10 protein-coding genes are annotated in these 11,677 nt (G+C 67.3%); 2 read left to right on the top strand and 8 right to left on the bottom strand.

The annotated features are described in order from the left end of the window. Window positions 1-63: 63 nt before the first annotated feature. The 8 genes from DFR24_RS08435 to DFR24_RS08400 form a co-directional block, all read right to left on the bottom strand. Complete coding sequence (locus DFR24_RS08435) at window positions 64-1,983, bottom strand: CopD family protein (protein WP_133880832.1); 1,920 nt, start codon at window positions 1,981-1,983, stop codon at window positions 64-66. Further along, window positions 1,980-2,372 carry a copper resistance CopC family protein gene (locus DFR24_RS08430; RefSeq protein WP_162851108.1) on the bottom strand — a complete coding sequence of 131 codons (393 nt, stop codon included), beginning with the start codon at window positions 2,370-2,372 and terminating at the stop codon, window positions 1,980-1,982. The genes DFR24_RS08435 and DFR24_RS08430 overlap by 4 nt, the downstream gene beginning before the upstream one ends. A gap of 26 nt (window positions 2,373-2,398) precedes the next feature. After that, the gene (locus DFR24_RS08425) at window positions 2,399-2,992 is read right to left on the bottom strand and encodes a hypothetical protein (RefSeq protein ID WP_133880830.1); all 594 of its coding nucleotides are present in this window, start codon (window positions 2,990-2,992) and stop codon (window positions 2,399-2,401) included. After that, the gene (gene amoB / locus DFR24_RS08420; RefSeq protein WP_133880829.1) at window positions 2,992-4,275 is read right to left on the bottom strand and encodes a bacterial ammonia monooxygenase, subunit AmoB; all 1,284 of its coding nucleotides are present in this window, start codon (window positions 4,273-4,275) and stop codon (window positions 2,992-2,994) included. The genes DFR24_RS08425 and amoB overlap by 1 nt, the downstream gene beginning before the upstream one ends. Further along, window positions 4,272-5,042, bottom strand: coding sequence for a methane monooxygenase/ammonia monooxygenase subunit A (locus tag DFR24_RS08415; protein WP_133880828.1), 771 nt, complete (start codon window positions 5,040-5,042; stop codon window positions 4,272-4,274). The genes amoB and DFR24_RS08415 overlap by 4 nt, the downstream gene beginning before the upstream one ends. Window positions 5,043-5,106: 64 nt before the next feature. Beyond that, window positions 5,107-5,859 carry a methane monooxygenase/ammonia monooxygenase subunit C gene (locus tag DFR24_RS08410; protein WP_133880827.1) on the bottom strand — a complete coding sequence of 251 codons (753 nt, stop codon included), beginning with the start codon at window positions 5,857-5,859 and terminating at the stop codon, window positions 5,107-5,109. 163 nt (window positions 5,860-6,022) lie between these two features. Then, the gene (locus DFR24_RS08405) at window positions 6,023-7,120 is read right to left on the bottom strand and encodes a fatty acid desaturase family protein (RefSeq protein WP_133880826.1); all 1,098 of its coding nucleotides are present in this window, start codon (window positions 7,118-7,120) and stop codon (window positions 6,023-6,025) included. A 15-nt stretch (window positions 7,121-7,135) separates the two neighbouring features. Then, window positions 7,136-8,206, bottom strand: coding sequence for a ferredoxin reductase (locus tag DFR24_RS08400; RefSeq protein WP_133880825.1), 1,071 nt, complete (start codon window positions 8,204-8,206; stop codon window positions 7,136-7,138). A 107-nt stretch (window positions 8,207-8,313) separates the two neighbouring features. Between DFR24_RS08400 and fabR the strand changes: the two genes are divergently transcribed. Both fabR and DFR24_RS08390 read left to right on the top strand, forming a co-directional pair. Further along, complete coding sequence (gene fabR, locus DFR24_RS08395; protein ID WP_133880824.1) at window positions 8,314-9,003, top strand: HTH-type transcriptional repressor FabR; 690 nt, start codon at window positions 8,314-8,316, stop codon at window positions 9,001-9,003. Between the two features lie 484 nt (window positions 9,004-9,487). Further along, a complete protein-coding gene (locus DFR24_RS08390) occupies window positions 9,488-11,650 on the top strand; it encodes a PQQ-dependent dehydrogenase, methanol/ethanol family (protein ID WP_246051558.1) in 2,163 nt (720 codons plus the stop codon). The last annotated feature ends 27 nt before the right edge of the window (window positions 11,651-11,677 follow it).

The following is an 11,677-nucleotide window of genomic DNA, read 5'->3' as shown; positions in this document are numbered from 1 at the left end:
GTTTACACCCAGGGCTTTTCCCATTTTCAAGCCGGGATCCCGGACTTCGTCCGGGCTACGGGATTAATGCAGGTGCAGATCCGGTGGCGGCAGGATCTGCGGCTCGCTCGCGAGTCGTGCAACCTCGGCCTTCACGTCGAACGACGCGGTCCACGGCACCGCCTCGTCCGACGGAATCCAGCGCGCGCGGATATAGCCGAAGCGGTCGATCAGGAATTCCACATGACGGCGCGGCATACCGACCCTATCGCTGGCGCCGCGATCCGCCAGGGTCCGCGTCAGGAACTGGTAGGCCTGCCAGACGTCCTCGCTCCGCGGCACGATTAGCGTGAACGAAGCATCTGCTGCGTTACGCAGCGCCTCGAGCCGGGCGACGGAGAGCGGATCTTCCGCGACGTCGAAGACCACCAGCGCGGGCGAACGGCCACGCAGGTCCTTGAACTGCGCGCTGCTGCCGTCGCCGGTCTGGTAGTAGAAATCCGGCGCGCCCAGCCAGGGTTTTCCGGGCACGACCCGGGGACCGAGCACCCGCGCCTGGAAGCCTTGCGAGAACACGCGCAGGAAATTCACCAGGTCCCAGCGCTGCTCGTCGTCGAGCACGCCGGCGAATCCCGGCATCGGGCCCGCCGGCATGCCGTGCGTGAACCACCAGTACATGTCGCCGGGCGTGTGCAGCGCGGTGTGCGGTTCGCTGAGATTCGCCGGCGGCTTGCGCATCGTCTTCCCCAGCGCGCCGTCGCCGAGACCGCCGCTGCCGTGGCAGGCCGTGCAGTTGGCTTCGAAGGCGCGGCGCCCCTGGTCGATCGACAAGCTCAGATAGGGCACCGGTGGACGCAGGAAGGTGTCGGGGAACGCGCTGACCGACAGGCCCCACAGCGCGGTCGCGACACCGGCGACGCCGATGACCGAGACGGCCATGCGCAAGGGGCGCGAGCGTCTCATCGGGGCGATCAGCGCCGCGGCGAAGACGATCAATGCAGCGCCGAGCCAGATCGCGACGCGCGTGGCGGGATCGGCCCAGCCCGCTTCGAACGACAGGCGCACCGGCATCCACCACGACGGCTGGTCGTGGATCGCCGGGACGGTCTGGGCAAGGGTGGCACCCAGGCCGAGCAGGCCGAGCGCGAGCCACCATTCCAGGCGGACGGACGTCGCGCCCGCAGCGAACGCATCGGACGCCTCGGCCGTGCGCAGTCGCGGCAGCACGCGGCGACGCACGGCGTCGGCGATGCGCAGCACGAAGACGAGCACGACCAGCTTGGCGCACAACAGCAGGCCGTAGCGCGTCCCCAGCAGGTCGCCCTGGTCGTCGATGAACTGGAACGCGAGCACGACGCCAGTGCCGACGATGACGGCCATGCACGCCATCGCCAGGCGCGAGAAGCGCTCGAGCGCACGCGCGACGAAATCGCGAATGCGCGCATCCGGTTCATGCGCGGCACGTCTAGCCAGACCGATCCACGCCGGCAACGCGCCCAGCCATGCGCTGAGCGCGAGCAGATGCGCCATGTGCAAGGGCACCAGCCAGGCGGCCTGCTCCGTGCCTGCCGCGTGTCCCGTCAGCGGTGCGAGCGCGATGGTGGTGGCCGCGGCGAAGCTGGTGCCAACCAATGCAGCAGCGCGCAGCAAGGGAGCGGGCGTGGCGGTGGCCACGCAGGCGATGAACAGGACGGCCATGGCGCCCAGGGCACGCAGGCACCACCAATGCCCATACGCCGTATCGCGCGCCAGTTGCGCCATCAGGTCGGGCGACGCCCATCCACCCGCGACACCGCAGGCTTGCGCGTGCAGCACCGCGAGCAATGCCAGGCACAGCAGCAACGCGGCGATGGGCAGGGTGCGACGCAGGCCGCGGTCCCAGGCCCGAGGCTCTTCGCCTGCGGGAAGCGGACCCGCCCGCAGCAGGAACAGCGTGACGCCGATCAGGTGAGCCGAGGCCAGTACGGCGAGCGCGCGAGCGCCCGCGGCATAGGCCTCGATCACGGCGTCGTCGGCGCTGCGGACTCGCTCGTTGCGGTCTTCAACGTGAACGCGAACGAGCGCTCGATGACGTGACCGTCCTGCGACAGCACCCGGTACTTCACCGTGTAGCGACCGTCGGCGAGGATCGCCGGCACGGCCACGTCGAGACCGTAGGCGTCGTCGGGCGACGCGGTGGGCGCCGGCAGCGCGAGCTTCTGGCCCTTGGCGTCCTCGATCGAAACCGTCGAGAACTTGGCTTCCACCTTCTCGTTGAACTGCAGGTGGATATTCGCCGGCGACTTGGCCAGCACTTCGCGGTTGCCCGGGCTCGACTTGGTCAGCGCCGCGTGGGCCCAGGCGGTACCGAGACTCGCGGCGAACAACGCGACGGTCGCGAGGAGGCGAAGCAAAGCAGACGTTCGGCGATGCATGAGGCTCAGGTGTCGCTCTTTCCGGGAGTGGGCGAGGGCAGGTTGCGCCCCGTCAGCCGGTAGATCAACAGGCTCAAGACGACGACCAGGACGAAGGCCGGCACATAGCGCCAGGGGTGCGAGACGCCGACCTGGAACGGAAACACCGAGTGCAGCGTCTTGCCGTCCGCATCGGTGGCGCTGAGCATGCCGATGAACCAGCCGGGCTGTTCGTAGCGCTGCTCGAACGTCAGCGTGCCCTTCGGGTAGGCCTGCGCGTCGGCCTTGAACAGGGTCGCGGCATCGATCTCGGCAGGTGTTCCCAGATCTTCGTGGCGCGCCTTCCTGCCGAGCTGCCGGGTGTCGCGCAGCACGCGGAACTCGACCTTCTGTTCGCGCAGGACCTTATCGACGAAGTCGACGACGATGATCGCCTTGCCCAGCTCCGGAATGTCTTCGCAGAACTCCTGCGTGGCGCGCGTCTCCGGCTGGTAGCCGGTGAAGTGGGCGCGGTACGGGCCGATGCGCATGATGCAGTGGTCGTCTTCCATCGAGACGCCACCATGCGCCTGCAGCGCGGTGCTCGACGCGAGCAGCAGGACCGCCAGCAGTGCCCGCATCAGCCGAACACCGGGATCATCGGGCCGCCGATCTCGACGATGTGGCGCTCGCCGTCGGCGCCGTAGAAGAACAGCATCGCGGCCACGTTGGCGTCGGGCGACTTGATCATCGTGGTCATGCGCTGCGTCTCCCACATGGCGTCGTCGGCATAGATCACGATGTTCCTGGTTTCGCTCGGTTGCACCGGTCCATTCTCCACGCGCAGCGAGTCGGCGGCCACGAGATCGTCTTCATCGGCAGGCACGACCTTCGAGACCGCCGCGTTGACGAAGCGCAGGTTGCCCGCCGCGAGTTCGCCGACGGTGACCGCGCTGTTGCCGCTGTTGGTCACCTTGAGTTCGATGCGGAAGCTGCGGCCGGGAATGCGATAGCGCGCCTCGACCATCTCCACCTTCACCGTGGGTGCGGGACGTTCCGCGGGCGGCACGTTGACGCGGCCGGTCTGCAGCGGCGTCGTGATCGGATAACTCGCCTGGGCGTACTGGTAGCCACCGACGATGAACGACAGGGTCAGCGTCAGATAGATGAAGGCGAAGCGGCGGTCGGCCTTCGTGATCATCTGGTCGGCATCCACGCCCAGTTCGTCGCGCCGCTTGAAGCGCGGAATCACGATCGGGCACTCGAGCAGCCAGTAGACGAACCACGACAGCCCGAAGACGAACCAGAACAGCGACCACCAGGCCGCATTGGCGAACCCGTAGTGTTCGAGATCGATCTTCTGGCCGAGCAGGGTGGTGGCCTCGAGCCGGAAGTCCGCTGCGTTGCCGCCGACTTCGACCCAGCGCCCGGGCCCGATGATCGGGCCGGTGCCCTTGACGTTGATCAGCGGGTGCACGTGGTAGCGGCCGGGCTTGCGTGCCTTCAGGCGCATCTCGAAGTGGTAGAGCTCGCCACGCATGAAGCGCGTGGAGCGGATCATCGGCACGCCGTTGACCCGCGAGTCGAGACGCACGAACGATGGGCCCGGCACGCCGATGTTGAGGAACGCCGTTCCCTCGATGGATTCCACGTGCTCCGGCCAGAAGCGCGAGGGCATGAAGCTGCCCTTCACGACGATCTCGTCGTTGACGTCGAGCCTGGTCGTCGACACTTCGATGTCGAACCAGTGCACGGTGCTCATGCGCAGCTGCGGCATCTGCGCGCGTTCGCCGTGCGCGTCCGCCACCAGCGGCAGCAGCATCAGCACGTAGAAGAGCGCGAGCATCCGCAGCGTGCGGCGGCGCAGGCGCTCGCGTCGCGAACGCAGCTTCGCCGCGGTGGGTGTTCCGGCGGCGTCGATCACGTGATCTTCCTCAGCCACACGGACTTGGCGCCGAGGTATCCGATCCACATCCAGAACCAGGTGTTCAGGATGTTCAGAAACCCGGCGAAGACCGCGGTGAGCGGCGTCACCGCCTCGCCGAAAGTGCGCAACGTGGACTGCTCGATCTTGCGCACGTATTCCGGAATCGCCGTGCGCACGTACTCGTAGCCGAGCAGGTCGGCCACGGTGAGCATCGTGCCGTGCAGTTCGACCGGCACCTGGAACGGTGCGAGCAGCGGCCAGTTCAGCGGGTACACCAGCAGCCCGAACAGGAAGCCGCCGAAGAGCCCGGTGACGAAGAAGCTGCGCGACAGCAGCAGGATGCAGTCGAAGATCAGGCCCAGCGCGATGTAGGTGGAGGGCCACACCATGTTCATCGGGAAATCCGCGAACAGGTGGAAGTTCAGGTAGCGGCTGACCCAGGACGCGAACGTCAGGCACAGGATGGTCAGGGTGCCCGCCACCGGCAGTCGCAGGCGGTCCCACAGCAGGTAACCGAATACGCCGGGCAGCACGGACAGCGCCAGCGGCGTGACCAGGGGCCACCAGCGGCGATCACGCCAGTCGACCCAGTAATCCCAGTCGCCGACGAGCAGCGCGAAGTGGAAGCTGAAGATGCCCATGAACAGCAGCACGATCAGCGGAATGATCAGCAGGTCGAACTGGATGTAGGCGCGGCGCTGTTCGGCGCTCGTCGCCACCGCGGTTCGCGTGGGCGCCGGTGCTGCGGGGGCGTCTTGCGCCATATGGTGCTTCTCCCTGTGCGGCCTTCGCTCGTGGAGTGGCGAAAGTCCGCGAGTGACCCGCCGCTCAGCCCGCGGGTTTGTCCATCACGCGCGTCAGTTCGACGATGCGCGTCAACAGCTGCACGACCAGCCCACCGGCCGCGAACGTCGCCCAGCCCAGCAGCACGAAGCCCCAGTGGATCGGCGCGGCGAACAGTTCCTCGGCGTAGAAGAACGTGTGGCCCCATTCGTTGAGGCCGAGGTTGGGCATGATCATGATCGGGCCGGCGACGACCAGCGCGAACGGCAGCGACACGCGCTCGATGAACTTCGGCAGCCGCGTGTGCGCATACGTGAAGGCCACGATGCCGGCCATGATGAAACAGGGGATGCCTAAGTAGAACAGCCCGATGTGCGTCGGCGTGAAATCGGTGTCGCGCACGGTGACCTGGTGCCAGGCCGCGTCGGCCTCGGTGAAGATCGAAGCGGTGAGATACGCGACGATCGCGAACACGAGGATCTGCGACAGCACCACGTAATGACGGCGCAGTTCCTCGCGCGCGCTGACCTGGGCCGGATAACGTTCGCGCGTGAACCACAGGCGGCCGACGATGCCGGCGCCGAGCAGCGTCAGGATAGGGAGCTGCGCGTAGAGCAGCGTCATCCAGTAGGTCTGGAAGTCCTCGGAGAAGTAGTCGAGGCCCAGCGTGAAGGCCGTGCTGTGCTGGTAGACGCGATAGATCGCGAACACCGATCCGATGACGAACAAGGCCAGCGCGAGCTGGATCCAGGGTGCCTTGGGCGGGGCTTCCACCGTGGCGATGTTCGTGGCGCTCATCGTGTTCTCTCTCCAGGGTCTGCGTGGACCTGCCGTCGATGCGGCTGGGAGAGTTATACGCCGGGGACGGGGAGGCCGCCACGTCCACCGTAGCCCGGACGCAGTCCGGGGTTTTTGCCGATCGACGGAGCGGGATCCCGGACTGCGTCCGGGCTACGGGGCTTCAGGCTGCGAGGGGCGTCACTGACGGCAGTCGTGCCGGGCGGCTCGGCAGCGAGTGCCGCAGGATGCGCCACACCACCTGGCTGAACTGCACCGACATGCGGCCGGTGTTGTACGGGATGCCGTAACGGCCGCAGATCTCTCGAACCTCGCGCGCGATGGCCTCGTAGCGCCACGCCGGGATGTCCGGGAACAGATGGTGTTCGATCTGGTGGCTCAGGTTGCCGGTCATCACGTGGAACAACTTGCCGCCGCGCAGGTTCGACGAGCCCAGGATCTGCCGCCAGTACCAGTGCCCGCGCGATTCGTTGTCGACGACGCTCTTGGGGAACAGGTGCACGTCGGCGGTGAAGTGGCCGCAGAAGATCACCGTGTACGTCCAGAGATTCCGGATGATGTTGGCGACGAAGTTGCCCGCCAGCACCGGCAGGAAGAACGGGCCGGCCAGCAGCGGAAAGATCACGTAGTCCTTGACGATCTGGCGGCGCATCTTGCGCGCCACCGGCTGCCATTCGGCGCGCATCTGCGCCTTGGACTTGCGGCCCGCGAAGTACTTGCCCAACTCCAGGTCCTGGATCGCCACGCCCCACTCGAACGCCAGCGCGAAGATGATCGCGACCAGCGGCTGGGCGAGATAGAACGGACGCCAGCGCTGCTCCGGGAACAGGCGCAGCAGGCCGTAGCCGATGTCGTCGTCCATGCCGCGCACGTTGGTGTACGTGTGGTGCTTGAAGTTGTGCGTCTTGCGCCAGTTGTCGCCGGTGCCGGCGATGTCCCACTCGTAGGTCTTGCCGTTGAGGTGGGGGTCACGCATCCAGTCGTACTGGCCGTGCATGACGTTGTGGCCGATCTCCATGTTGTCGAGGATCTTGGCCAGGCCCAGCAGCAAGGTGCCGAGCAACCACGCCGGCGGAAAGATGCTGGCGAACAGCAGCACGCGACCGGCCACTTCGAAGTAGCGCTGCACTTTCACGACGCGCCGGATGTAGCGCGCGTCCTCGGAGCCGATCTTGGCGACGGTGCGCGCGCGCAGTGCGTCGAGTTCGGCGCCGAAGGCTTCGAGCGTGGCGGGAGACAGGGATTTCGTTGCGCAGGCCATTGAGGTGGTCTTCGTTCAGAGATCGAGAATCAGATCGGACGCGGCGCGGTTCACGCAGATGCGCAGCGCGGAAGTGGGTTCGGCGTCGGTGGAGCCATCGACGACGTTCTGCGTGCTGCCCGCGGATTTTCCGCAGGCGCAGGTGTTGCACAGGCCCATGCGGCAGCCGTACGCCGGGCGCAGGCCCTGCGATTCGAGTGCGGCCAGCAGTGGCATGCCGGCGGGGATTTCAAATGTCCGGCGCGAGCGCGTCAGTTCCACGCGCACGGTTCCGGTGGCCGCGGCAAGCACGGTCCTGGGCGTGAAGGACTCGCTGTGGAACTGCGCGACGCGCGTCGCCAGCAGCTCGCGCACGGTCTCGACGAAGCCGTCGGGGCCGCAGGCGAATACCTGTCGGTGTGCGAGGTCCGGCACGAGGCGCAGCAGCAACTCCTGGTTCGGGCGGCCTGCGTGTTCGCCGTCGCGCAATTCGGTTTCGCGCGTCAGCACGAAGTGGCAGCGCAGGCCCGGCATGCGGGTCGCCAGATCGCGCAGTTCGTCGACGAAGCACAGTTCGTCACGACGCCGCGCCCAGTAGACGAGATCGACATCCAGTGCGGTGCCGGTGGTCACCGCGCTGCGGATCAGGCTGATCATCGGCGTGATGCCGGAACCGGCCGCGAGCAAAAGACGCGAGCCCGGCGCCGTGTCCGTCCACGTCATGTCGCCGAAAGCGGCGCCGAGTTCGACGACATCACCGACCTGCGCGTTCTGGCAGAGCTGCGTGCTCAGCTTGCCGCCGTCGACCTGGCGGACGGTGATCGAGAGGCGACGTCCGTCGGCACTGAGCAGCGAAGGGCTGTAGCTGCGCGTGAGGCGGGCGCCCCCGACTTCGGCCGTGACATTGACGTGCTGACCCGGACGCAGACCCTTGAAGTGGCGGTTGGCGCGCAGTTCGAGCGTGACCGCGTCGCGCGATTCGACGCGCCGGGCCACGACCTTGGCGAGCACGCGATCCCAGGACGCTGCCGGGCTGAAGCGGCTGGCCCAGAAGTCGAACACCGGCGGAGACACCAGCGGCTGGAGATAGCGCCGCAACGAGGTCATGGGACGAAGAACGCCTACGGCCGTCCGGGAGTGGACAGCGCCAGTATACGGGCGTGAGTACATTTGTCTATACAGATGTATATTATTGGCCGCACTATCATGGCCCCATGGCCACGAAGTCCCCTGTCCGAAAACGTGTTTCTTCAGCCCGGGATGCGCGTCCGCCCGCCGCGGGCGCAGCCGGTCGCAGGCCCTCGATCTCGCGGGACGACCTGATCGCCGCGGCGCTGGGCCTGGTGGGTCCCAACCGCAGCATCTCGACCTTGAGCCTGCGCGAGATCGCGCGCGAAGCGGCCATCGCGCCAAACAGCTTCTACCGGCACTTTCGCGATACCGACGAGCTGGCCATTGCGCTGATCGACCTCGCCGGCCGCGCGCTGCGCAAGATCATCGGCGAGGCCCGCCACCGCGCCTCCGTCGACCGCAGCGTGATCCGCAGTTCGGTCGAGGCCTTCATGGAGCAGCTCGGCGCGGAAGAAAAATTCCTGCACATCCTGCTGCGCGAAGGCAACACCGGTTCGGAGGCCTTCAAGCGCGCGGTGGAGCGCGAACTGCGCTTCTTCGAAGACGAGTTGTGCGTCGACCTGATCCGCCTGGCGAAGGTCAACAACGCCCCGATCGCGGAGCCGGCGCTCGCCGCCAAGGCGATCACGCGGCTGGTGTTCGCGATGGGCGCCGCGGCGATCGATCTGCCGCGAGAACACCACGCGGCGATCCTCGAGCAGACCGTCGTGATGCTGCGCATGATCGTCGCCGGCGCGCAGCGCATGGTGGCCGAGAACATCCAGCCCGGCTGATCCGTAGCCTGGGTGAAACCCGGGGTTGCGCTTCGTCCTCAAGGAGGCCCTCGCGTTTCACCCGGGCGACATCGCTGCTGCTCGCTCGGACCGATCACGCAGACGCGGTTCGACGTGGGCGGGCGGTATCCGCGCAACCTGCAAGTACCGGGGCCTACGGGCGGTTTGGAAGGGCGAACGCGGAGGCGCAGAGAAAAGCGGAGCACGGATGCAAAGGATGTTTTCTTCGCGTCCTTGCTTTATTCCTTTGCGCCTTCGCGTTAGCCGTTGTCTTTCGCGCTTGCGGTAGCCCGGGCGCAATCGCCGGGAGCTTTCCCCGGATCAAGAGCAACAGCCCCGGGTTTCACCCGGGCTACGGAATGGACGGGAAATCCCGGTTGCCGGTCCGTTCAGCCGAACGGGGTAGGGCGGCGCGGAAGCCCGGCGCAATACTGGACGACACCAAGACTCCCGTTTTGCGGAGTCGCCGTCCTGGGGTGTGCCGATGATGTTTTCCTTCGTCCGTTCCGCGAGCCTGCGCGTGTTTGCCGCCGCAGTCGCGCTCGGTGCTTCGCTGCTCTCGGCTGCCACCGCGCATGCCGAGGTCGACCAGGCCGCGCTCGCCGACGAAGCCGACGGGCGCAACTGGCTGGCCTGGGGCCGCACCTTCAGCGAGCAGCGTTTCAGCCCGCTGGCCCAGATCGATCGCGAATCGGTGAAGCGCCTGGGCCTGGCGTGGACGCTCGAACTCCCGGACATGTGGAACGTCTCGACGGCGCCAGTGGCGGTCGACGGCGTCATCTATTTCGCGGCGGGCTACAGCGTCGTGCACGCGGTCGACGCGCGCACCGGCCAGTTGCTGTGGAAGTACGACCCGAAGTGCGACCCGAAGAAGATGCGCATGGCCTGGGGCAGCCGCGGCATCGCGTTCTGGAAGGGCAAGGTGTACGTCGGCGTGCAGGACGGACGACTGGTGGCCGTCGATGCCAAGACCGGCCAACTCGCCTGGGAGACGCAGACCGGCGAGCCGGGCGACAACCGCTACATCACCGGCGCCCCGCGCGTGTTCAACGGCAAGGTGCTGATCGGCCATGGCGGCGCCGACTTCGGGCGCGTGCGCGGCTATGTCACAGCCTACGACGCCGAGACCGGCGCGCAGGCATGGCGCTGGTACACGGTGCCCGGCGACCCGGCGAAGGGCTTCGAGAATCCGGCGATGGAGATGGCGGCCAAGACCTGGAACGGCGAGCTGTGGAAGCAGGGTGGTGGCGGCACGGTCTGGAATGCGATGACCTACGACCCGGTCTTCAACCGCATCTACCTGGGCACCGGCAATGGCTCGCCGTGGAACCAGTCGCTGCGCAGTCCCGGTGGCGGCGACAACCTGTTCCTGTGCTCGGTGGTCGCGCTCGACGCCGACACCGGCGAATACGTCTGGCACTACCAGACCACGCCCGGCGAGACCTGGGACTTCAATTCCTCGATGGACATGGTGCTCGCGGACGTCGAGGTCGAGGGCGAGCCGCGCAAGGTCGTGCTGCACGCCCCGAAGAACGGGTTCTTCTACGTCATCGACCGCGAGAACGGGAAGCTGATCTCGGCCGAGAAGATCGCGAAGGTCACCTGGGCCGAGAAGGTGGACCTGACGACCGGGCGGCCGGTCGAAGTGAAGGGCGCGCGCTACGACGGCACCGAATCGATGATCTGGCCGGGGCCGGGCGGCGCACACAACTGGCAGCCGATGTCGTACAGCCCGGATACCGGCCTGGCGTACATCCCGGCGCGCGAGATGGCCGGCTACTACGACGCGCGCGGCATCACGCCCGCCACGTGGGACCCGCTGCGCGAGGGTCCGCTGGGCGTGCATGCGTTCTTCGACGACATCCCGAAGAGTGCTGGCAGCAGTTCGCTGCTGGCCTGGAATCCGGCGACGCAGAAGGAAATCTGGCGAGTACCCACGCCGGGTGCGACCGGCGGCGGTGTGCTCTCGACGCATGGGGGACTGGTGTTCCAGGGGCAGGCCGATGGCCGCTTCGTGGCGCACGACGCCAGCACCGGCGCCGAACTCTGGAGCCATGACCTCGGCGTCGGCACGCAGGCGCCGCCGATCACGTACGAGCTCGACGGCAAGCAGTACGTCGCGGTCCTTGCCGGGTGGGCCGGCGGCCAGATGCTGATGGGCACGCTGTCGGCGCAGCACGGCTGGGTCGGGCGCGAACATTCGCGCCGCCTGCTGGTGTTCGCACTCGACGGCAAGACTGCTCTGCCGCCCTCCGCGGCGCCCTCCGGCGAGGCGAAGATCGTCGACGATCCGGCCTTCATCGTGGACCCGCAGAAGGTCGAGTACGGCCGCCGCGTCTACGGGCAGAACTGCACGATCTGCCATGGCGTGGCCGCGGTCGCTGGCGGCTATGCCCCGGACCTGCGCGCGTCGCCGGTGCCCCTCACGGCCGAGCCGTTCGCGGCCATCGTTCGCGACGGCGCGCTGCAGAGTCGCGGCATGCCGCCGTTCGCCGAACTCAAGGACGAAGATCTCGAGGCGGTGCGCCATTACCTGCGCGAACGTGCGCGCTACGAGCCGAGCACCTGGGAACAGGTCAAGACCGCATTCCACTTCATCGTCGTGATGATCAAGATGCAGCTCGCCAAGTGGGGCTGGATCGGTTGATCCGCTGTATGGCCGCGCCGTCCCATA

The sequence above is a fragment of the Panacagrimonas perspica genome (assembly GCF_004364935.1).
GTDB lineage: Bacteria > Pseudomonadota > Gammaproteobacteria > Nevskiales > Nevskiaceae > Panacagrimonas > Panacagrimonas perspica.
This window is presented reverse-complemented; position numbering and strand designations above follow the sequence as displayed.